The sequence below is a fragment of the Isoptericola sp. NPDC055881 genome, from assembly GCF_053615895.1.
The window spans coordinates 17351-38244 of sequence record NZ_JBSHCR010000005.1 but is presented as its reverse complement, the minus strand read 5'-3'; the positions used below and the strand labels follow the sequence as shown (position 1 = coordinate 38244).

General features: G+C 74.3%; 20 protein-coding genes. 13 read left to right on the top strand and 7 right to left on the bottom strand.

Features of this window, described 5'->3' with window-relative positions; translation table 11 throughout:
- Positions 1–53: 53 nt before the first annotated feature.
- From ACWGKI_RS02675 to ACWGKI_RS02665, 3 genes are read left to right on the top strand one after another with little or no spacing between them, the layout of a single operon-like run.
- On the top strand, positions 54–347 hold the full coding sequence (locus tag ACWGKI_RS02675; RefSeq protein ID WP_452184484.1) for an exodeoxyribonuclease VII small subunit: 294 nt from the start codon (positions 54–56) through the stop codon (positions 345–347).
- Positions 344–1306, top strand: a complete 963-nt coding sequence (locus ACWGKI_RS02670; protein WP_452184482.1) for a carbohydrate kinase family protein — start codon at positions 344–346, stop codon at positions 1304–1306. The genes ACWGKI_RS02675 and ACWGKI_RS02670 overlap by 4 nt, the downstream gene beginning before the upstream one ends.
- Complete coding sequence (locus tag ACWGKI_RS02665; protein ID WP_380242889.1) at positions 1303–1944, top strand: carbonic anhydrase; 642 nt, start codon at positions 1303–1305, stop codon at positions 1942–1944. Before ACWGKI_RS02670 ends, ACWGKI_RS02665 begins: the two co-directional genes overlap by 4 nt.
- Before the next feature lie 43 nt (positions 1945–1987).
- Here the strand turns inward: ACWGKI_RS02665 and ACWGKI_RS02660 are convergent, their stop codons facing one another.
- A complete protein-coding gene (locus ACWGKI_RS02660; protein ID WP_452184481.1) occupies positions 1988–2551 on the bottom strand; it encodes a DUF1697 domain-containing protein in 564 nt (187 codons plus the stop codon).
- An 83-nt stretch (positions 2552–2634) separates the two neighbouring features.
- On the opposite strand from ACWGKI_RS02660, the gene ACWGKI_RS02655 reads away from it, so the two are divergent.
- On the top strand, positions 2635–4071 hold the full coding sequence (locus ACWGKI_RS02655) for a class II fumarate hydratase (protein WP_452184479.1): 1437 nt from the start codon (positions 2635–2637) through the stop codon (positions 4069–4071).
- A gap of 279 nt (positions 4072–4350) precedes the next feature.
- Here the strand turns inward: ACWGKI_RS02655 and ACWGKI_RS02650 are convergent, their stop codons facing one another.
- The gene (locus ACWGKI_RS02650; protein ID WP_452184477.1) at positions 4351–4839 is read right to left on the bottom strand and encodes a MarR family winged helix-turn-helix transcriptional regulator; all 489 of its coding nucleotides are present in this window, start codon (positions 4837–4839) and stop codon (positions 4351–4353) included.
- 69 nt (positions 4840–4908) lie between these two features.
- On the opposite strand from ACWGKI_RS02650, the gene ACWGKI_RS02645 reads away from it, so the two are divergent.
- Positions 4909–6297, top strand: a complete 1389-nt coding sequence (locus ACWGKI_RS02645) for an FUSC family protein (protein ID WP_452184475.1) — start codon at positions 4909–4911, stop codon at positions 6295–6297.
- A gap of 18 nt (positions 6298–6315) precedes the next feature.
- On the opposite strand, the gene ACWGKI_RS02640 is transcribed toward ACWGKI_RS02645, so the two are convergent.
- Positions 6316–7683 (bottom strand): PhoH family protein, encoded by a 1368-nt coding sequence (locus ACWGKI_RS02640; protein ID WP_452184473.1) that lies wholly within the window; start codon positions 7681–7683, stop codon positions 6316–6318.
- Positions 7684–7942: 259 nt separating this feature from the next.
- Between ACWGKI_RS02640 and ACWGKI_RS02635 the strand changes: the two genes are divergently transcribed.
- Together ACWGKI_RS02635 and nhaA are read left to right on the top strand one after the other, a co-directional pair.
- Entirely contained in the window at positions 7943–8503 is a 561-nt protein-coding gene (locus ACWGKI_RS02635) for a DUF1697 domain-containing protein (RefSeq protein ID WP_452184471.1), read from the top strand.
- A gap of 126 nt (positions 8504–8629) precedes the next feature.
- Positions 8630–9925 carry a Na+/H+ antiporter NhaA gene (gene nhaA, locus ACWGKI_RS02630; RefSeq protein WP_452184469.1) on the top strand — a complete coding sequence of 432 codons (1296 nt, stop codon included), beginning with the start codon at positions 8630–8632 and terminating at the stop codon, positions 9923–9925.
- Here the strand turns inward: nhaA and ACWGKI_RS02625 are convergent.
- Both ACWGKI_RS02625 and ACWGKI_RS02620 read right to left on the bottom strand, forming a co-directional pair.
- The gene (locus tag ACWGKI_RS02625) at positions 9891–10664 is read right to left on the bottom strand and encodes a DedA family protein (RefSeq protein WP_452184467.1); all 774 of its coding nucleotides are present in this window, start codon (positions 10662–10664) and stop codon (positions 9891–9893) included. The genes nhaA and ACWGKI_RS02625 overlap by 35 nt on opposite strands.
- A gap of 84 nt (positions 10665–10748) precedes the next feature.
- Complete coding sequence (locus ACWGKI_RS02620; protein WP_452184465.1) at positions 10749–11669, bottom strand: LysR family transcriptional regulator; 921 nt, start codon at positions 11667–11669, stop codon at positions 10749–10751.
- Between the two features lie 152 nt (positions 11670–11821).
- On the opposite strand from ACWGKI_RS02620, the gene ACWGKI_RS02615 reads away from it, so the two are divergent.
- From ACWGKI_RS02615 to ACWGKI_RS02600, 4 genes are read left to right on the top strand one after another with little or no spacing between them, the layout of a single operon-like run.
- Entirely contained in the window at positions 11822–13210 is a 1389-nt protein-coding gene (locus ACWGKI_RS02615; protein WP_452184463.1) for an MFS transporter, read from the top strand.
- Positions 13207–13986 (top strand): SDR family oxidoreductase, encoded by a 780-nt coding sequence (locus ACWGKI_RS02610; RefSeq protein WP_452184461.1) that lies wholly within the window; start codon positions 13207–13209, stop codon positions 13984–13986. Before ACWGKI_RS02615 ends, ACWGKI_RS02610 begins: the two co-directional genes overlap by 4 nt.
- A complete protein-coding gene (locus ACWGKI_RS02605; protein WP_380244759.1) occupies positions 13983–14765 on the top strand; it encodes a CoA transferase subunit A in 783 nt (260 codons plus the stop codon). Before ACWGKI_RS02610 ends, ACWGKI_RS02605 begins: the two co-directional genes overlap by 4 nt.
- Before the next feature lie 3 nt (positions 14766–14768).
- Entirely contained in the window at positions 14769–15515 is a 747-nt protein-coding gene (locus ACWGKI_RS02600; protein ID WP_452184459.1) for a 3-oxoacid CoA-transferase subunit B, read from the top strand.
- Here ACWGKI_RS02600 and ACWGKI_RS02595 read toward each other — a convergent pair.
- Positions 15454–16857 (bottom strand): MFS transporter, encoded by a 1404-nt coding sequence (locus ACWGKI_RS02595; protein WP_452184457.1) that lies wholly within the window; start codon positions 16855–16857, stop codon positions 15454–15456. The genes ACWGKI_RS02600 and ACWGKI_RS02595 overlap by 62 nt on opposite strands.
- A gap of 250 nt (positions 16858–17107) precedes the next feature.
- Here ACWGKI_RS02595 and ACWGKI_RS02590 point away from each other — a divergent pair, with 250 nt between their 5' ends.
- Positions 17108–17809, top strand: a complete 702-nt coding sequence (locus ACWGKI_RS02590; RefSeq protein ID WP_452184455.1) for a helix-turn-helix domain-containing protein — start codon at positions 17108–17110, stop codon at positions 17807–17809.
- Positions 17810–17884: 75 nt separating this feature from the next.
- Here the strand turns inward: ACWGKI_RS02590 and ACWGKI_RS02585 are convergent, their stop codons facing one another.
- Positions 17885–19384, bottom strand: coding sequence for a helix-turn-helix domain-containing protein (locus tag ACWGKI_RS02585; protein ID WP_452184576.1), 1500 nt, complete (start codon positions 19382–19384; stop codon positions 17885–17887).
- Between the two features lie 162 nt (positions 19385–19546).
- Here ACWGKI_RS02585 and aceA point away from each other — a divergent pair, with 162 nt between their 5' ends.
- Positions 19547–20875: an isocitrate lyase gene (aceA, locus tag ACWGKI_RS02580; RefSeq protein ID WP_452184453.1), complete on the top strand. Its 1329-nt coding sequence runs from the start codon at positions 19547–19549 to the stop codon at positions 20873–20875.
- Positions 20876–20894: the final 19 nt, after the last annotated feature.

Sequence of the window (20894 nt, the reverse complement as noted above, 5' to 3'; positions counted from 1 at the left end):
GTCCAGCGGACTGCGCTGTCACCGTGTCGTCGCCATGTTGTTGACTGTCCCCCGTGACCGACGCGATCCCCGACGCCCCTCCCCCGACGCCCGGCGCGTCCTCCGACCTGCCCGCCGACGTCGCCGCCCTGACCTACGAGCAGGCCCGTGACGAGCTGGTCCAGGTCGTGGCCCGCCTCGAGGCCGGCAGCGAGCCGCTGGAGGCGTCGCTCGCGCTGTGGGAGCGGGGCGAGGCCCTGGCCACCCGCTGCCAGCAGTGGCTCGACGGCGCACGCGAGCGGCTCGCCGCCGCCCAGGCCGGCGCCGTCGCGTCCGGCGACGCCACCACCGGGGAGGACGACGCGTGAGCGCGCACGTGCTCGCGGTCGGCGAGGCACTGGTCGACGTGGTGCACCGCCCGGACGGTTCGAGCGAGGAGCACCCGGGCGGCAGCCTGGCGAACGTCGCGCTGACGCTCGGCCGCCTGGGCCGCGACGTCCGGCTGGCGACCTGGTTCGGGCCCGACGCACGCGGCGACGACGTCCGCGCCTGGCTGGCCGGGTCCCGCGTCACGCTCGCCCCGGGCAGTGACGGCGCGGCACGCACGAGCGTCGCGCAGGCGACCCTGGACGCGACGGGCGCCGCGACCTACGAGTTCGACCTCGAGTGGCAGGTGCCCGCGGGCGCCGGGGCCACCGACGAGACGCTCGCGGTGCACACCGGGTCCATCGCCGCGATGCTCCCGCCCGGGGACGCCGACGTGCGCCACCTCCTGGCGGCCGCGCGCGACACCGCCACCGTCACGTACGACCCCAACGCCCGCCCGGCCATCATGGGCGACGCCGACGCGGTGCGGCCGCGGGTCGAGGAGATCGTCACGCTCTCGGACGTCGTCAAGGTCAGCGACGAGGACCTGGCGTGGCTCTACCCCGGCCGCGACCCGCTCGACGTGGCGCGCGCCTGGCAGGCCACCGGGCCGGCAGTGGTCGTGGTGACGTTCGGCGGCGAGGGCGCGACGGCGGTGACGGCGGCCGGCGACGTCACCGTCGCGGCCCCGCGGGTCGACGTGGTGGACACCGTCGGTGCGGGCGACTCGTTCATGGGCGCCCTCCTGGACTGGCTGTGGGGCGCGGACCTGCTGGGCGCGGCCCGGCGGGACGCGCTGCGTGCCCTCGACCGCGCGGCGACGACCCGGATGCTCGTGCGTGCGGTCGCCGTGGCCGCCGTGACCGTCTCCCGGGCCGGCGCGAACCCGCCGTGGCCCCACGATCTCATCGGGCCGGACCGCGTGCGGGTCGGCGAGCACGAAGCAGAGGAGCAGTCATGACCCTGACCCCCACCGAAGCCTGGGCGCGTCTGCGCGCCGGCAACGCCCGGTTCGTCAGCGACCAGCCCGAGCACCCCGACCAGGACGCCGTCCGCCGGCGCGAGCTGCGCACGGTGCAGCACCCGCACACGGTGATCTTCGGGTGCTCGGACTCCCGGGTGGCGGCGGAGATCATCTTCGACCAGGGCCTGGGCGACGTCTTCGTGGTGCGGACGGCGGGTCACGTGGTCGACACGACCGTGCTCGGCTCCATCGAGTACGGCACCGAGGTGCTGCACACCCCGCTCGTCGTGGTGCTCGGGCACGACTCCTGCGGCGCCGTGGCGGCGACCGCGCACACGCTCGCGACCGGCGAGCAGCCCCCGGGGTTCGTGCGCGCGGTGGTCGACAAGGTCATCCCCTCGGTCGCGGAGCTCACGAGCCGCCAGGGCGTCACCGGGCCGATCGACCCGGACGTGCTGCGCACCGAGCACGTCAAGCACACCGTCGCGCTGCTGCGCGGCTACTCGGCCGCGGTCGCCGCGGCCATCGACGAGGGTCGCCTGGCCGTCGTCGGCGTCGTCTACGACCTGGACGACGGCAGCGCGCGGCTCGTGGCGGTCGACGGCGAGGTCGGCGAGCAGCCGGCCGCCGCCTGACCTCTCCCCGCCCTCACCAGGCACCGGCGCGAGGCATCGGCGCTCAGGCCCGTGCGGCGGCCGCCAGCAGCCGCCGCACGGTGCCGAGCGTGCGCGTCGTCGCGACCCCGCCGGTGAGCCGCTCGACGGCGGTGTTCGGGTCGCCCCCAGCTCCCGGCCCGCCGCGGGCCACCCCGAGCACGACGCCCCGCCGCGCGGCCACGAGGTCGAGGAGGTCGCGCGCGTCCGTCCACGGCAGGGCCACGGCCAAGGGGTCGCCGCCGTCGACGAACGTCACCGTCTCGCGGTAGGTCCGCTCGTCGCGGGTGAGCGCGAACGGGTCGCCGTCGATCGCGGCGGTGACCTCGCCGAGGGACCGCACCAGTGCCGCGCCGGCGTACCCGCAGCCTGCGGCCAGCAGCGGGGCTGCGGCGCGGGTGACGGCGGCGGCCGTCGCGTCGTCCCCGTCCCCGTCCCCAACGTCGAGCAGGACGGTCCCGTTCGTCTGGAACGACCGCGCCGCCTGCGCGCCGCCGTCGAGCAGCGCGCGCTCCAGCGCGGCCCGCACCGGGCTGCCGCGGTGCCCCAGGTTCATCGCGCGGTAGAGGACCACGTGGGAGAAGGTCACCCCCGCATCCTCGTCCGGGACACCGACAGCGACGTGACCCGCCTCACGACGGAGCGCCTGCCGGGGTGCGGCACGATAGAGGCATGACTTCCGACACCGTCGTCCCCGGCGCGTCCGGCGCGGGCGAGACCGAGTACCGCATCGAGCACGACACGATGGGCGAGGTGCGCGTCCCGGCGCACGCGCTCTACCGCGCGCAGACGCAGCGCGCCGTGGAGAACTTCCCCATCTCCGGCACCACGCTCGAGCGCGGGCACATCGAGGCCCTCGCGCGCATCAAGAAGGCCGCCGCGCGGGCGAACGCCGAGCTGGGCGTGCTGGACCAGGACATCACCGACGCGATCGTCGCCGCCGCGGACGAGGTCGCCGCCGGCACGCACGACGCGCACTTCCCGATCGACGTGTTCCAGACGGGCTCCGGCACGTCCTCGAACATGAACACCAACGAGGTGCTGGCCACGCTGGCCACGCGCTCGCTCGGCAAGGACGTGCACCCGAACGACCACGTCAACGCCTCGCAGTCGTCGAACGACGTCTTCCCCACGTCGGTGCACGTCGCGGCCACGGCGGGCGCGATCCACGACCTGGTGCCGGCGCTGCGGCACCTGGCCGACGCCCTCGGCGCCAAGGCGGACGAGTTCGCCACGGTCGTGAAGTCCGGCCGCACGCACCTCATGGACGCCACCCCCGTGACGCTCGGGCAGGAGTTCGGCGGGTACGCCGCCGCGATCCGCTACGGCGTCGAGCGCGTCGAGGCGGCGCTGCCCCGCGCGGCAGAGGTGCCCCTGGGCGGCACCGCCGTCGGCACCGGCATCAACACGCCGGCCGGCTTCCCGCAGCGCGTCATCGAGCTGCTGCGCGAGGACACGGGCCTGCCGCTGACCGAGGCGCGCGACCACTTCGAGGCGCAGTCCGCCCGGGACGGCCTCGTGGAGCTCTCGGGCGCGCTGCGCACCATCGCCGTGTCCGTCACGAAGATCTGCAACGACCTGCGCTGGATGGGCTCCGGCCCGAACACCGGCCTCGGCGAGATCGCGATCCCGGACCTGCAGCCGGGCAGCTCGATCATGCCGGGCAAGGTCAACCCGGTGATCCCGGAGGCCGTGCTCATGGTGGCCGCCCGGGTGATCGGCAACGACGCCACCGTCGCGTGGGCCGGGGCCAGCGGGTCGTTCGAGCTCAACGTGCAGATCCCCGTCATCGCGCAGGGCGTGCTCGAGTCGATCCGCCTGCTCGCCAACGCGTCGCGCGTGCTGGCCGACAAGACGGTCTCGGGCATCACGGCGAACGTGGACCGGGCCCGCGCCTACGCGGAGTCCTCGCCGTCGATCGTCACGCCCCTCAACCGCGTGATCGGCTACGAGGCCGCGGCGAAGGTCGCGAAGCACTCCGTCAAGCAGGGGCTCACCGTCCGCGAGGCCGTGGTCGACCTCGGCTTCGTGGAGCGCGGTGAGGTCACGGAGGAGCAGCTCGACTCGGCCCTCGACGTCCTGTCGATGACGCGGCCCCCGCAGGCCTGACGTCACCCGCCCCTCGACGGCGACGGCCCCCACGGGGTCGTCGCCGTCGTCGTCCCCGGCCGATCACCCCGGCCGATCACCCCGGCTGATCAACCGGCTGATCACGCCTCGAACGCAGGGTTGGTAAGCCTAACCTCACCTGCTACTGTCGCCGTAGCGGGGAGGCGTTCCTCGGGGCGCGGGGCTGGGGGGTTCCACCTGACGCGTGACGCCTCCCCGCGAGCACATCCCGGCACACGGCCGCACCGGCCTGGGCATAGGCACAGGCAGCACCCGGCATCAGTAGTCCCGCGGGTCGAGGCGGCGGAGCACGACGGCGAGCAGCCGGCCGAGCTCCACCCGCTCCTGGTCGGACAGGTCGCCCAGCGCCGCGCGCTCGTGCTCGATCTGCCGCGGGAAGAGCTCGTCGACGAGCCCTTCTCCCTGCGCGGTGAGCGCCACCAGCACCCCGCGCTTGTCCCGCTCGTGCACCGCGCGCTCCACCAGCCCGGACCGCTCCAGGCGGTCCAGCCGCTTGGTGATGGACGCGCCGGGCGAACCGGTCATGGTCGTGATCTCCCCCGCCCGCAACGGCCGCCCCGAACGGCGCAGCGCAGTGAGGACGTCGAGCTCCGCGCGGGTGAGGTCGCGGGCCGCCAGGTCGTCCGCGAGCTCGGCCTCCAGCAGCGCGGCGATCCGCCGAGCACGCGCCCCGACCTCGGCCGGCGAGGTGTCGACGTCGGGCAGCCGCTCGGCCCACTGCGCGCGCACGCGCTGGATGTAGTCCACGGCGACAGGATAGAGGTCACACCCGAAGTCCTTCCAGGATGATTCACCTGTGAACTATCATGGCGGGCAATGCCTCCCTCCCCCGCACCGTCCCCCGTCCTGACGAGCGCCCGCGACGTGCTCGACCCCGGCCACCTGCGCGCCGCCCTGCGCATCAACCCCGCCGACGCCACCGTGGCCGCGGCGCTGCGCGTCGGCGCCGCCGCCGCTGCCGTGCTGGCCCTGAGCGCCGCGGCAGGCCGCGCCGACCTCGCCGGCTTCGCCGCCCTCGGCGCGCTCACCATCCTGTACGGGCGGTACGAGCCCTACCGTCGCCGCGCCGCGCTGCTGACGGGGGTCGCCGCCGGGTTCACCGCAGCCTTCGTCCTGACGGCGGCGCTCACGGCGGCCGGAACGCCGACCGTCGTCGTCCTCGCGGTCGTGGCGCTCGTCGCCGGGGTCGCGACCGCGCTCTGCGCGCTGGTCCGCACCGGCCCCCCGGGCGCGACCATCGTCGTGTTCGCCGCGGCGGGAGGCATGGTCGGTCCGCTGGCCTGGTCCGACGTCGCACAGCGCGGCGCGGCGTTCGCGCTGGGCGCCGTGATCGCCTGGGCCGTCGGGATGAGCGGCTATCTCGTGCGGCCCAGCGCGCCCGCCCGCCTGGCCGTCCGGCGCGCGGCCGACGCGGTGCGCCGCGCCACCGCGCCGGGCACCGCCACGTCGGGCACCACCACCAGTGCCGCCGGGTCCGCGTCCGCCGACCGGGCCGCAGCCGCCGTCGCCCACGCCCAGGCGGTCCTTGCCGACGACCTGTCGCACCGCCGCACCCGGGACACCGCGCGGGTGCTGGCCACGGAGCTCGCCGCCGTCGCGGCCCTGCTCGACCCGGCCCTGCTCGACCCGGCCCTGCTCGACCCGGCCCTCCCCGTCCCGGCCCGAGCGGTCGCCGCCGCCGACACCCTGCCGCCCCGGCGTCGCCTGCGCGACGACGCGCGCGCCGCCTGGGCGACGCGCGGCTGGCGCCTCGGGAGCGTCCGCGTCGTCGTCGCGGGCGTCGTGGCCGGCGCCGTCACGCTGGCGGCAGGACTCAGCCACCCGGCATGGGCGCAGCTGGGCGCGACCGCCACCCTCCAGGGGACCACCACCCACCACGCGGTGGTCCGCGCGCTGCAGCGCGGCGCCGGCACCGTCGTGGGCGCGCTCCTCGCCTGGCCGCTGCTCGCGGCACACCTGTCGTTCGCCGCCACGTGCGTCGTCGTCGTCGTGCTGCAGGTCGTCACGGAGATCGTCGTCGGGCGCCACTACGGGCTCGCGATGCTCACCATCACCCCGATGGCGCTGCTGATGACGTCCCTCGGCGGCGCCGTCGACCCCGCGGGCATCGCCGCGTCCCGCGCCCTCGACACGGTCCTGGGCGCCGTCCTCGGCCTGCTCGCCGTGGTGCTGGTGCACCCGCGCCGCCGGTCGGCGCCCGCCTGACCGGCGGCGCGGGGCCGCTCAGATCTCCAGCGACTCCAGCATCTCGGTGACGAGCGCCGCCACGGGCGACCGCTCCGACCGGGTGAGCGTGACGTGCGCGAAGAGCGGGTGCCCCTTCATCGCCTCGATCACGGCCGCGACACCGTCGTGCCGGCCCACCCGCAGGTTGTCCCGCTGCGCGACGTCGTGCGTGAGCACCACCCGCGACTGCTGCCCGATGCGCGACAGCACGGTGAGGAGCACGTTGCGCTCCAGGGACTGGGCCTCGTCGACGATGACGAACGCGTCGTGCAGCGAGCGCCCGCGGATGTGCGTGAGCGGCAGCACCTCGAGCATCTCGCGGTCGATGACCTCGTCCAGCACCTCGGGCGAGACGAGCGCGCCGAGCGTGTCGAACACGGCCTGCGCCCACGGGTTCATCTTCTCGGACTCGGACCCCGGCAGGTAGCCCAGCTCCTGTCCGCCTACCGCGTACAACGGTCGGAAGACGAGGATCTTGCGGTGCTGCCGCCGCTCCAGGACGGCCTCCAGCCCGGCGCACAGCGCGAGGGCCGACTTGCCGGTCCCGGCGCGCCCGCCCAGCGAGACGATCCCCACCTCCGGGTCGAGCAGCAGGTCGATGGCGACCCGCTGCTCCGCCGAGCGGCCGTGCACGCCGAACACGTCCTGGTCGCCCCGGACGAGCCGGATCGTCTTGTCCGCCGTGACCCGGCCGAGCGCGGAGCTGCCCGCCGAGTGGACCACCAGACCGGTGTGGCACAGCAGCGGCGACGCCGCCTCGACGACCGACGGGTCGAGGGCGGCGAGCTCCACCTCGCCCCCCTCGTACAGGGTCGCGACCTGCTCGTCGGCGACGTCGACCTCGCGCATCCCCGTCCAGCCGGAGTCCACGGCGAGCTCGTGGCGGAACTCCTCCGCCTGCAGGCCGACGGCCGACGCCTTGACCCGCATGGGCAGGTCCTTGGAGACGACGGTGACGGCACGGCCCTCCGCGGCGAGGTTCGCCGCCACGGCGAGGATCCGGGTGTCGTTGTCGCCCAGCCGGAAGCCCGCCGGCAGCGCCTGCGGGTCCGTGTGGTTGAGCTCCACGCGCAACGTGCCGCCGGACTCACCGACCGGGATCGGGGCGTCGAGCCTGCCGTGCTTCACGCGCAGGTCGTCCAGCATGCGCAGCGCGCTGCGGGCGAAGTAGCCGAGCTCGGCGTGGTGCCGCTTGGCCTCCAGCTCGGTGACGACGACGACCGGCAGGACGACGTCGTGCTCGGCGAAGCGGTAGATCGCCCGCGGGTCGGACAACAGCACAGACGTGTCGATGACGAACGTGCGGCGGGCGGTGCCGTCCACGTCGGCGGTGCCCTGCTCAGGGACGGGTGCGGTTCGGGCCACGGCGAGCTCCCTCCAGGTGGGCGGGCGGCTGGCCCGGGGACGCCGCGCGGCGCCGGTCCGGAGCCGGCCCTCCCGCACGGAGCATGCTCCCCATCGGCTGGCCTCCCCGAGGACGGCTGGACACCGTCCCTGCCGCCAAACTACGACGCTGTGATTCACGCCACCACCCCCGCTGCGGCGGGTCGGGAACTTGTCACCCGTCGTTCACGCGCCGGACCCCGCCGCGACGCCGGGCCGACCGGCGAGCACCATGGAGCCCATGGCATCCTCCGAGCCCGCCCGCACCGCCTACGTCGTCCTGCTGCGCGGCGTGAACCTGGGCCCCCACCGCCGGGTCTCGGCCGCCGACCTGCGCGCGGCCGCGACGGACGCCGGCCTCGACGGCGCCCGCACCTACGCGAACAGCGGCAACGTCGTGGGCACGGGCGACGCCGGGGACGAGGGCGTCGCGGAGCGGGTCGCGGCGGCGCTCGCGGAGCGGCTCGGGGGCGACGTGCGCGCCGTCGCGCTGCCGGCCGGACGAGCGGCCGCGCTCCTGGCCGCCGACCCGTTCCCCGAGGCCGCCGCCGACCACCCGTCGCAGGTGCTGGTGCTCGTCGGCCCCGAGCCGGTCGACGCGGACGGGGTCGCGGCGCTCGCCGAGGACCACCCGGAGCGGTTCGTCGTCGCGGAGGGCGTGCTCTTCGTGGACTACGTCGACGGCATCGGCAAGTCCCGGCTGACGTCAGCCGTGATCGACCGCGCCGCGGGCACCTGGACCACCGGGCGCAACTGGAACACCCTCGCGCGGCTGGTGGCGATGACCCGCGAGGCGACCTGACGGACGACGCCGCCGTACCCCGGCACCGGACGTTAGGCTGGCCCGCGGGTGAGCCGGGAAGTCTGGTCGGTGGCACCGGCTGCGACGCCGGGAGCTTGTCGACCTCCGACCCCGACAGGGAGCATCTTGAGCACTGACGTCACCGTCCCCACGTTCGGCACCCGCCTGCGCCGCTTCGTCTCTCGCGAGACGACCGGCGGCGCGCTCCTCATCATCGCCGCGATCCTGGCGCTCGTGCTGGCCAACTCGGCCTGGCGCCAGTGGTACCTCGACCTGTCGGAGACCGTCCTCGGCTTCGCGTACCTCGGCCCGTTGCACATCCACCTCGACCTCACGGTCGCCGCATGGGCCGCGGACGGCCTCCTCGCGATCTTCTTCTTCGTCGTCGGGCTGGAGCTGAAGCACGAGTTCGTCGCAGGCAGCCTGCGCAGCCCCAAGGAGGCGGGGGTCCCGATGCTCGCCGCCGTCGGCGGCATGGCGTTGCCCGCCATCATCTACACGGTCGTCGTGCTGGCCCTCGGCGACTCCAGCGCCCTGGAGGGCTGGGCGATCCCGACGGCCACCGACATCGCCTTCGCGCTGGCGGTGCTCGCCGTCTTCGGCAAGGGGCTGCCCGCGGCGATCCGGACCTTCCTGCTCACCCTCGCGGTCGTGGACGACCTGCTCGCGATCATCGTCATCGCGGTCTTCTACACGGCCGAGGTCCAGTTCGGGTACCTCGCCGCGTCCCTGGTCGTGATCGCGCTCTTCGGCTGGTACGTCCGCACGCGCACGCCGCGCTGGTGGGTGCTCGTGCCGCTGTTCGTCGTCGCCTGGGCCTTCATGCACGCGTCCGGCGTGCACGCGACGGTGGCCGGTGTGCTCATGGGCTTCACCGTCGCGGCCCGCCCGGTGCACGGGGAGGAGCAGAGCCGCACGCACCGCTACGAGCTCGCGGTCAAGCCGTGGTCGCAGGGCCTCGCGCTCCCGATCTTCGCGTTCTTCGCGGCCGGGGTGGACCTGCGTGACGGCGGGGGGATCGCCGAGGTCCTCGAGCAGCCGGTCGTGCTCGCGATCCTCGCCGGCCTCGTCCTGGGCAAGCTCCTGGGCGTCCTGGGCACCACCTGGCTCGTCACCCGGGTCACGCCGCTGCGCCTGGCCCAGGGCATCGGCGTGCGGGACCTGCTGCCGGTGGCCCTGCTCGCGGGGATCGGGTTCACCGTGTCGCTGCTCATCACCGAGCTGTCCTTCGGCCACGAGTCCGAGCACACGCTCGGCGCGAAGTCGGCCATCCTGCTGGCATCGGTGATCGCCGCCGTCCTCGGCGCGCTGATGCTGCGGTGGGACGTGCGCCAGGCACGGACGGCCGACATGAACCGCGACGACGTGGACGACGCCGTCACCGACTTCATCGGGGACGAGAAGGACCGGCTGGAGCACTGAGGGCGCCGGCGGCGCGGGCGGGCACGCGCGGTCCCACCGCGAAGCCCGCGAGCGCCGGCTCCCGCTGCGCCACCCCGGCCGCCGCGGGGCCCACGGTGGGCGCCGGTCCCGCGGGCCGGCGGGTCCGGCTCCCCCAGGCCGTCAGCACGCGGTCGACGACGACGCCGATCACGGTGCCGACGACGATCCCGACTGCGACGGCAAGGAGGGGCTGGTCCCCGAGCGAGGCCGCCGCCACCACGCCGAGCAGCACGGTCCAGCACGCCCACGCCAGGGACGCCACGGCCGACAACGCCATGAACCGGCGCCGGGAGAAGCCGACGGCGCCGGCGGTGACGTTGACGGCCATCCGGCCCACGAGCACGAAGCGCGCGCCGAGCACGACCGAGGCTCCGCGGCGCTCGAAGGAGCGGGCCGCCCAGGCGACCGCCCGCTGCCCGCGCGGGCCGCGCAGGAACGGCACGCGCGACGCCCCGAGCGCCCGCCCGACGGCGTAGGCCACCTGGTCCCCGCACCAGGCGCCGAGGGCCGCGACGAGCACCACGAGGCCGAGGTTCACGCCCTGACCGGTCTCGGAACCGACGGCCAGCATCATGACCATCGTCTCTCCGGGCACCGGCGGGAAGAAGCCGTCGGCGGCCGTGGACACGAACAGCGCGGGGAACGCCCAGGCGGAGGCGACGAGCGCGAACAGCGTGCTCTCCAGCTGGGCCCACAGCGAGGCGATCGCGTCGATCATGCGTCCACCTTCGGACGGCGGGACCGGGCGCGACCATGGGGTGTGCCCCCGGTTCGACCCTGGGGGGACCCTGAGACTGCCTGCTCAGCCCTGGTGGGGAGCGCCGCCGAGCAGCGCCTCTCGGCTGCGTCCCACCTGTTCGCGCAGCGACTCCAGCAGGGCGGCGACAGCAGGGCGCCGCCACGACTCCGGGTGCACCACCGCCCAGTAGGGCAGCCGGTCGCGTACCTCACCGGGCAGCAGGCGCACGAGGTCGGCGTGCCGGTCTGCCATGAAGCACGGAAGGAACCCGACCCCTGCGCCGGAACGCGTGGCCTCGACGTGGACGAAGACGTTGGTGGACGTGAGCGCGTCGCGCATCCCCGGCACCAGCCGACGCGGAGCGTCGAGGGCGTCCACCTGCAGCATCGAGTTCACGAAGTACACGAGCCCGTGGCCTGCGAGGTCCGCGACCGACGCCGGCGCCCCGCGGTCGTCGAGGTAGGAGCGCGAGGCATACATGCCGAGCTCGTACTCCCCCAGCCGCACGGCTTTCGCGCGGCCCACCTGCGGCTCCCCGACCACCACCTCCACGTCCACGCCGGAGCGGTGCTGCGTCGCGTGCCGGGTCACCGTGACCAGCTCGACGGACAGCTCGGGGTGGCGCCGGCGCAGGGCCGCGACGGCGGGGGACGCGATGTAGGCGCTGAAGCCGTCGGTGGCCGTCATCCGCACGACGCCCGTGACAAGGTCGAGCTCGCCGTCCCGCGCCGCGAGGCCGGCCACGGCCGTCGCGACCGCCTCTGCGGCTCGCGCCGCGCGCTCGCCCAGGCCGGTGAGCTCCCAGCCCTCGGCGCCGCGGACCAGCACCCGGCCGCCGAGCGCTCGCTCGAGGGACGCGACATTGCGGGCGACGGTCGTGTGGTTGACGCCCAGCACCTCGGCCGCCGTCGTGTACCGGCCCGTGCGAGCCACCTCGAGCAGGACGAGGAGCTGGTCGGGAGAGGGCTGCGGCGTCGTCGGCACGAGCGCACCCTACTGTCACCGCTCGACGTCTGTGCATCCCTGCACACCAGGCGTGCTCAGTTGGTCGTTGCACGCACACGTGCCGGACCGGCAGCATCCTCGGCGTCAGGAGTGGCGCCAGCCACCGTGTCAACGACGACACCGGAGGAACCATGGCCTCGGGCCAGAACACCGCGCAGGACCGCGCGACCCACGGCGCGGCGGGCGACGCCGGGAGCGACCGGTCGCTGCTCACCAGGATCGTGTCGGCCTCGATGGCCGGCACGGTCGTCGAGTGGTACGACTTCTTCCTCTACGCGACCGCCGCGGCGCTCGTGTTCGACAAGGTGCTGATGCCCGCCATGGGCAACGAGTACGACGGCATCATCGCCGCCTTCGTCACGTACGCGATCGGCTTCCTCGCGCGGCCGCTGGGCGGCGTGATCTTCGGTCACCTCGGCGACCGGCTGGGCCGCAAGCACACCCTGCAGATCACGATCATGATGATCGGCGCCGCGACGGTGCTCATGGGATGCCTACCGAGCTACGCCACCATCGGCCTTGCTGCGCCGGCGCTGCTCGTGGTGCTGCGTTTCGTGCAGGGCATCGCTCTCGGCGGCGAGTGGGGAGGTGCCGTCCTGCTCGTGGCCGAGCACGCCCCTGACCGCAGCCGCGCCCAGTGGGCCGCGTGGCCGCAGGCCGCCGTCCCCGTGGGCAACCTGCTCGCCACCGCCGTGCTGTGGGTCATGTCGACCACTCTCAGCGACGCCGCGTTCCTCTCGTGGGGCTGGCGCGTCGCGTTCTGGCTGTCGGCCGTCGTCGTGCTCGTCGGCTACTGGATCCGCACCACCATCACGGACGCGCCCATCTTCGAAGAGGCGAAGGCCGAGCTCGAGCAGGGCAAGTCCGCCGGCTATGGCGTCGTCGACGTCGTCAAGCGGTACCCACGCGGCGTCCTGACCGGCATGGGCCTGCGGTTCGCGGAAAACATCATGTACTACCTCGTCGTGAGCTTCTCGATCGTCTACCTCGGCACCGGGCTGGGGATGGACACCACGTCGATCCTCGGGGTCATCGCTATCGCCCACGCGTTCCACTTCCTCGTCATCCTCGCGGTCGGCAGGCTCGCCGACCGGGTCGGCCGCAAGCCGGTCTACCTGGCCGGGGCGATCCTCGGCGGCACCTGGGGCCTGTGGGCGTTCCCAGCGTTCGGCACGCGGAGCACCGTCGTGGCGCTCCTCGTCATCATGGTGGGCCTGCTGTTCCACGCCCTCATGTACGCCGGACAGCCCGCGATCATGGCCGAGATGTTCCCGACCCGGATGCGGTACTCCGGGGTGTCGATCAGCTACCAGGTGACGTCGATCCTCGCCGGGTCGCTGGCCCCGATCCTCGCCACCACCTGGCTGAAGACCACCGGGTCGTGGTGGCCGACCGCCCTCTACCTCCTCGTGGCCGGCGCCATCACCACGGTGGCCGTGCTGAGCATGCGCGAGACCCGCGGCATCTCGCTGCGCGAGCTCGACGCCCGCGACCGGGCGGCGACCGGGGCCGCGGCATGACGGGGCCCGCGACCTTCGCTGCGGCCGGCGGGCGCACGCTGGCCGGCCGCAGGGCCCTCGTCACCGGCGGGGCGTCGGGCATCGGCGCTGCCTGCGCCCGCGAGCTCGCGGCGCGCGGCGCCCACGTCGTCGTCGCCGACGTCGACCCGGACGGGGCGAAGCGCCTCGCGGACGAGCTCGACGGGGAGGCGTGGGTCGTGGACCTCGCGGACACCCGTGGTCTGGACGACCTGCGCCTCGACATCGACGTCCTCGTCAACAACGCAGGGATCCAGCGGGTCAGCGCGATCGAGGACCTCGCGCCGGACGACTTCCGGCTCATCCACCGCCTCATGCTCGAGGCGCCCTTCCTCCTGGTCCGCGCCGCGCTGCCCTACATGTACGGCCAGGCATGGGGGCGGGTCGTCAACGTCTCCTCGGTGCACGGGCTGGTCGCCTCGCCGTTCAAGGCCGCGTACGTCTCCGCGAAGCACGGACTGGAGGGGCTGTCCAAGACGGTGGCTCTCGAGGGCGGACCGCGAGGCGTCACGAGCGTCTGCGTGAACCCCGGCTACGTGCGCACCCCGCTGGTGGAACGGCAGGTCGCGGACCAGGCGGCGGCCCACGGCATCGCCGAGGCCGACGTGCTGGCCGACGTGATGCTCGCCGAGACCGCGATCAAGCGGCTCGTGGAGCCCGGGGAGGTCGCGTCGCTGGTCGGCTGGCTCACGGGACCCGACGCCTCGATGGTCACCGGCGCCTCGTGGACCGTCGACGGCGGCTGGAGCGCGCGATGACGGGCCTGGACGTGGTGGTCGCCACCGCAGCGGAGGCGGTCGCCGACGTGCCGGACGGCGCGTCGCTCGCCGTCGGCGGCTTCGGGCTGTGCGGCACGCCCGTCGCGCTCGTCGACGCCCTGCTCGCCCGCGGCACCACCAGCCTGTCGGTGGTGAGCAACAACTGCGGCGTCGACGACTGGGGCCTCGGCCTGCTGCTCGGCGCCGGACGCATCCGGCGTATGACCAGCTCGTACGTGGGCGAGAACAAGGAGTTCGAGCGGCAGTTCCTGGCCGGCGAGCTGGAGCTGGTCCTGACACCGCAGGGCACGCTCGCCGAGCAGCTGCGTGCGGGCGGCGCGGGGATCGCCGGCTTCTGGACCCGCACCGGGGTCGGCACGCAGGTGGCCGACGGCGGTCTGCCGCGGCGGTTCGACGGCGCAGGCGGCGTCGCGGTGGCATCCCCGCGCAAGGAGGTGCGCAGCTTCACCGCCGCTGACGGCACGAGCGCAGAGTTCGTCCTGGAGGAGGCGATCACGACCGACTTCGCCCTCGTGCACGCCGCGCGCGGCGACCGGCACGGCAACCTCGTCTTCCACCGCTCCGCCCGGAACTTCTCTCCCCTCGCCGCGATGGCGGGCCGGGTGTGCGTGGCGCAGGTCGAGGAGCTCGTCGAACCCGGGGAGATCGACCCGGACGACGTGCACCTCCCGGGCGTCTACGTCCACCGCGTGGTCCATGTGCCCGGCGGGGAGAAGCGGGTCGAGAAGCGCACCACCACGACCGCGAAGGAGGGCTGAGACGTGCCTCTCACCCGTGCCGAGATGGCCGCGCGCGCCGCGGCGGAGCTGGCCGACGGCTGGTACGTGAACCTGGGTATCGGCCTGCCGACGCTCGTGCCGAACCACGTGCCACCGGACCGCCAGGTGGTGCTGCAGTCGGAGAACGGGCTGCTGGGAGTGGGTCCCTACCCCGCCGAGGACGCGGTGGATCCCGACCTCATCAACGCCGGCAAGGAGACCGTCACCCTGCTGCCGGGTGCCTCGGTGTTCGACTCCGCGACCAGCTTCGGCATGATCCGCGGCGGCAAGATCGACGCCGCGATCCTCGGCGCGATGCAGGTCTCCGCCACGGGCGACCTCGCCAACTGGATGATCCCCGGAAAGATGGTCAAGGGCCCCGGCGGGGCCATGGACCTCGTGCACGGCGCCCGCCGCGTCGTCGTCCTCATGGAGCACAACGCGAAGGACGGCTCGCCCAAGCTGCTCCCCGCCTGCACGCTGCCGCTGACGGGCCGCGGTGTCGTGCACCGCGTCATCACCGACCTCGCGGTGCTCGACGTGGCCGCCGACGGCTTCGTGCTCCGCGAGCTCGCGCCGGGCGTCTCCGTCGACGACGTGGTGGCGGCGACCGGCGCACCCCTCACCGTGTCCCTCGACGCCGTCCCGCCCGGCCGAGTCGCGGCGCCGAGCGGGAGTCTTCCAGGGCTCAGACGGGCCGGCGGGAGCGTGCCGCCAGCACGAGGGCGACCAGGACGCCGACCACGCTGACCGCCGCCGCCACCCAGAACGCGGCAGAGTAGGCCGCGGCGAGGTCGGTCGTGGCCGCGGCGAGCAGCGCCATCACGACCGGCGCCGCGGCCGCCGAGCCGACGGTGCGGACGACGCTGTTGAGCCCGGTCGCGGCACCCGTCTCGGTGGGCGGCGACCAGCTCACGACGAGCTGCGCGCAGATCGCGTAGCCGATGCCGTTGCCCAGGCCCAGCACGGAGAACGCCACCACGACGAGCCACGACGTCGTCGGCCAGAGCGCGAGACCCGCCGCGCCCACCGCCATGACCGCGGCGGCGGTCACGGCCGCTCCCCCGGCACCCGCCCGGCGCACCAGCCACGGCGTGGCACGACCGCCCAGGAAGACCAGCACGGCGCTCGGCAGCATGGCGAGCGCGGAGACGGTGACGCTCATCCCGTGGCCGTACCCGGTGCCGGCGGGGGCCTGCATGAGCAGCGGCAGCGCGACGTAGCAGACGTAGGGCACGAACCCGATGGCCACCGTCAGGAGGCTGACGAGGACGAGCGGGCCGTGGCGGAACGTCCGCACGTCGACCACCGGCGCGGCGGTGCGCAGCTCGACGAGCACGAGAGCGACGAGGAGCAGCACCCCGGCGACGCCCACGGCGAGGGTCCGGGCGGAGGCCCAGCCCCAGCTGCCGCCCTGGGACACGGCGAGCAGGACACCGACGAGGCCGCCCGCCAGCAGGGCGATGCCCGGCCAGTCCGTGCGTCGACGCACCGCGGGGGCACCGCCGCGCGGCACCCACGCCGCGACGAGCGCGGCGGCGACGAGGATGAGCGCGGCGCCGAGCACGAACAGCCACCGCCAGGAGAGCGCGTCGACGACGACGCCGCCCACGACGAGCGCCGCACCCGCGCCGAGCCCGATCATCCCGGGGATCCAGCCGAACGCGGCCGCGAGGCGCGGGCCCGCCAGCACCGAGCGCGCCAGAGCGAGGGCGAGCGGGAACGTCGCCGTGCTCACGCCCTGCACGACGCGCGCGGCAAGCAGCACCCCGAGGCTCGGGGCCGCCGCCGCGAGCGCCGTCGCGCCTGCGAAGACGAGCATCGCGCCGAGCAGCACGCGGCGGTGACCGAACCGGTCCCCGAGGTTCCCGACGACGGGCGCCAGGACGGCGCCGGCGAGCAGGAAGGCGGTCAGGATCCAGCCCGTGCCCTGGGCGCTCGCGTCGAGCTCTCGCCCCAGCGTGGGCAGCGCCGGGACGACGAGCGTCTGCATGAGCGAGAACGCCAGCACCGCGGCGCTCAGGGCGAACGTCACCCGGCCGGGGTGGCGGACCACCGTGCTGTCGGGAGCGGCGAGGTGGGCCGGGGGCACGGGGCTGCTAAGACCGCCGGGGTTGCTGGGGGTCTGGGGTCCGCCGGTGGACGTGGCGGTACTGGTCGGAGGCACGGCGTGCTCGCTCTCTAGGGACGTGGGTGGGCTGCGCCTCGTCGCGCGGGGCCGGATGGTCGGCTCGACGACCCGGTCCCGAGAGCGGCCCGGCTCCACCGGGGTCCCGCTGAATCGGAACGGAATCGTCGTTCCGATTCACTGTAGCACCGCCGCGACGACTACCGTGGTGCGCGTGCCTCCCGCCGCCCGCGCCGACGACCTCCCGCCCGCCGACCGCCCGCTCCCGGGCCGGCTGCGCGAGGCCCGTGCGAACGACACCGCCGTCCTCGCCGCCGCCCGCGAGGTCTTCGCCGCCCAGGGGCCGGGCGCTTCCATGGCCGACGTCGCACGGCACGCCGGCGTCGGGGTCGGCTCGGTGTACCGCCGCTACCCCACCAAGGAGGCTCTGGTCGAGGCGCTCCACGTCCAGGGCGTGCGCGACGCCGCGCGGCTCGCGGCCGACGTCGCCGACGACGTCGTGAGCGCGTCCGAGGCAGCGGCCGACGGCACGTTCGACGGCGGCGGCGCGGTGGGCGCGTTCCTCACCCGGCAGATCACCGGCGCCACCGGGCCGCTGCTGCGGCCCACCGGTGCGGGCGGCCCGCTGCCCGCCGACCTGGCGGCGGCCTCCGAGGACCTGGGCGCAGGCCTCGAGCGGCTGGTCGCCCACGACCGCGCGGCCGGCCTCCTGCCGGACGGGTTCACGAGCGCCGACGTCATGCAGCTGCTGCTGCACCTGCGCCCGTCGCTGCCGTTCCCGCGCGCCGAGGCGGACGCCCTGCACCTGCGCTATCTCGCGCTCGTCCTCGCGGGTCTGCGAGCGCGCACCCGCGACGGCGACAGCCTCGGCGACGGCCCTCGCTGGGACGAGTGGGTGGGCGCCTGGCACGACTGACCGCGACCACCCCCGCCGACCAGGCGGTTCCGCACGGAATACCCGCTCAGAAGGTGAACAACCACCTGTTCGGCGTCAGTCGTCGGTCGGTGCGTGCCGCTCGAGGAACTCGTAGACCTCGGTCGTGTCGACGCCGGGGAACGCGCCGGACGGCATCGCCGCGAGCATCGACGCGTGCGGACGGGCGCTCGGGAAGGCGTGACCGTCCCACCGCCGGGCGAGCGGAGCGGCCGGGCGCCGGCAACAGCTCTCGTCGGGGCAGCGGGACGTGCTGCGCGCCGTCGTCTCCCGACCGAGGAACCACTTGACCTGCGCGAACGGCACCCCGACGCTCACGGAGAACCGCCCGTCCGCCGTGTCCTGCACCCGCGACGTGCACCAGTACGTGCCCGTCGGCGTGTCCGTGTACTGGTAGTACGGGCTGAGCCGGTCGGCGATCCCGAACACCACGCGGGCGGTCCAGTGCCGGCAGACGTGCTGCCCCTCGACCGTGCCCAGCGGGTCCGACGGGAACCGCACCCCGTCGTTCTCGTACGCCTTGTGGATCGCGCCCGACTCGTGGACCTTCATGAAGTGCACCGGGATGCCCAGGTGCCGGGTGGCCAGGTTCGTGAACCGGTGCGCCACCGTCTCGTAGGAGACGGCGAACGCGTCACGCAGGTCCTCCAGCGAGATCGCGCGCGCCTCCTTCGCCTCGCGCAGCTGCTTCACCGCCTCCCGCTCGGGCACCAGCAGCGCCGCGCACAGGTAGTTCGCCTCGACCCGCTGGCGCAGGAACTCGCGGTAGTCGCGCGGCTCGGCATGCTCCAGCACGTGCGAGGCGAGCGCCTGGAGCACGGCCGAGCGCGCCTCGGACCGCCCGCGGATCCCGTTGCTCGGCAGGTAGACGCGGCGGTGCCGCTGGTCGATCACCGCGCGCGTGGACTGCGGCAGGTCCGGCTCGTAGTGGATCGAGAACCCCAGGTGGGCGGCCAGCTCCCCCACGGCGCGCTGCGGCAGCGGCCCGCGACCGTGCCCGACGTCGTCCAGCAGGCGACGGGCGACGATCTCCAGGTCGGGGAAGTAGTTGTCCTGCGCGCGCATGTCGGCGCGCAGCTCGGTGTTGGCCCGCCGCGCCTCCTCGGGGGTCAGGGCGCGCTCGGAGTGCAGCCGCTCGAGCTCGCGCTGCAGCCCCACGATGGCCTCGAGCGCGTCGGTCGGGAGCGACTTGCCCACCTTCACGGGGCGCACCCCGAGCGCGGAGAAGAGGGACCCTCTTTGCACGCGCTCCAGCTCGATCTCGAGCGCGTCGCGGTGCGACGGCGGCTCGGCCGACAGCAGGTCCTCGACCGTGGCGCCGAGGGCACGCGCGACCGCCTGCAGGCGCGCGATCGTGGGCTCACGCTTGCCGTTCTCAAGCATCGAGACCTGTGACGGGGCACGTCCGATGGCCTCCCCGAGCTGTTCCAGGGTCATGCCGCGACGGGTGCGCAGGTGCCGGATACGGCGGCCGATCGTGAGGGCGTCCGCCTCCTGATCGATCGGCAGCGTCGCGTCGTCCCGGGTACCGGGCCGCGGGTCGGTCGAGATCGCCATGCTCGAGGGTGACACGGCGCACACCTTCCGTCCAGGAGAAGAACCCGCAAAGTTCTCCGCGACAGTCCTGGCCGCGGGGTGGCGCGCCGGGCCAGGGTCGTGGTCAAGGACGACGGCGGGCCACCGCCGTCGCCGCACGACGAGAGACGAGAGAGGCACGACATGACCGCGATCCTCGAGCCCCGCAGCGCCGCCCACCGGGCCGGCGACCAGACGCAGACCGCCGCGGAGCTGGCCGAGCAGTGGGCGACCGACCCCCGCTGGGCGGGCATCCGGCGCACCTACACCGCCGAGGACGTCGTCGCGCTGCGGGGGTCGGTCGGCGAGGAGTTCACCCTGGCCCGGCGCGGCGCCGAGCGCCTGTGGCGCCAGCTGCACGAGGAGGACTTCGTCAACGCTCTCGGCGCCCTGACCGGCAACCAGGCCGTGCAGCAGGTGAAGGCCGGCCTGCAGGCCATCTACCTCTCCGGCTGGCAGGTCGCGGGCGACGCGAACCTCGCGGGCCAGACCTACCCCGACCAGTCGCTCTACCCGGCCAACTCGGTGCCCGCCGTGGTGCGCCGCATCAACAACGCGCTGCTGCGCGCCGACCAGATCGACGTCGCGGAGAGCTCCGCGAACGGCACCACGCCGTCCATCGACTGGCTGGCCCCGATCGTGGCCGACGCCGAGGCCGGCTTCGGTGGGCCGCTCAACGCGTACGAGCTGATGCGCTCGATGATCGCGTCCGGCGCGGCCGGCGTGCACTGGGAGGACCAGCTCGCCAGCGAGAAGAAGTGCGGCCACCTGGGCGGCAAGGTGCTCGTCCCGACGCAGCAGCACGTGCGCACCCTCAACGCGGCACGCCTCGCGGCCGACGTCTCGGACGTGCCGAGCGTCGTCATCGCCCGCACGGACGCCGAGGCCGCGACGCTGATCACCTCGGACGTCGACGAGCGCGACCGCGAGTTCCTCACCGGCGGGCGCACGGGCGAGGGCTTCTACGAGGTGCGCAACGGCATCGAGCCCTGCATCGCCCGCGCCAAGGCCTACGCCCCGTACGCCGACCTCATCTGGATGGAGACGGGCACCCCCGACCTGGAGCTCGCGCGGTCGTTCGCCGAAGCCGTCAAGGCCGACTTCCCCGACCAGATGCTCGCCTACAACTGCTCGCCGTCGTTCAACTGGAAGAAGCACCTGGACGACGCGACGATCGCGACGTTCCAGCGCGAGCTCGGCGCGATGGGCTACACCTTCCAGTTCATCACCCTCGCCGGCTTCCACGCCCTCAACTACTCGATGTTCGACCTCGCCCACGGCTACGCCCGTGAGCAGATGTCCGCCTACGTGCGGCTGCAGGAGGCCGAGCTCGCCGCCGAGGAGCGCGGCTACACCGCGACGAAGCACCAGCGCGAGGTGGGCACCGGCTACTTCGACCGCGTGTCGACGGCGCTCAACCCCGACGCCGCCACCCTCGCGCTCGCCGGCTCCACCGAGGCCGCGCAGTTCTGACCCTGCCACGCCCGCTCAG

What these genes read in the sequence shown, in the direction of transcription:
- ACWGKI_RS02665 (WP_380242889.1), top strand. Translation starts at nt 1,303, where the DNA reads ATGACCCTGACCCCCACCGAAGCCTGGGCGCGTCTGCGCGCCGGCAAC.
- ACWGKI_RS02655 (WP_452184479.1), top strand. Translation starts at nt 2,635, where the DNA reads ATGACTTCCGACACCGTCGTCCCCGGCGCGTCCGGCGCGGGCGAGACC.
- ACWGKI_RS02645 (WP_452184475.1), top strand. Translation starts at nt 4,909, where the DNA reads ATGCCTCCCTCCCCCGCACCGTCCCCCGTCCTGACGAGCGCCCGCGAC.
- ACWGKI_RS02635 (WP_452184471.1), top strand. Translation starts at nt 7,943, where the DNA reads ATGGCATCCTCCGAGCCCGCCCGCACCGCCTACGTCGTCCTGCTGCGC.
- ACWGKI_RS02625 (WP_452184467.1), bottom strand. Translation starts at nt 10,664, where the DNA reads ATGATCGACGCGATCGCCTCGCTGTGGGCCCAGCTGGAGAGCACGCTG.
- ACWGKI_RS02615 (WP_452184463.1), top strand. Translation starts at nt 11,822, where the DNA reads ATGGCCTCGGGCCAGAACACCGCGCAGGACCGCGCGACCCACGGCGCG.
- ACWGKI_RS02610 (WP_452184461.1), top strand. Translation starts at nt 13,207, where the DNA reads ATGACGGGGCCCGCGACCTTCGCTGCGGCCGGCGGGCGCACGCTGGCC.
- ACWGKI_RS02605 (WP_380244759.1), top strand. Translation starts at nt 13,983, where the DNA reads ATGACGGGCCTGGACGTGGTGGTCGCCACCGCAGCGGAGGCGGTCGCC.
- ACWGKI_RS02585 (WP_452184576.1), bottom strand. Translation starts at nt 19,384, where the DNA reads ATGGCGATCTCGACCGACCCGCGGCCCGGTACCCGGGACGACGCGACG.
- aceA (WP_452184453.1), top strand. Translation starts at nt 19,547, where the DNA reads ATGACCGCGATCCTCGAGCCCCGCAGCGCCGCCCACCGGGCCGGCGAC.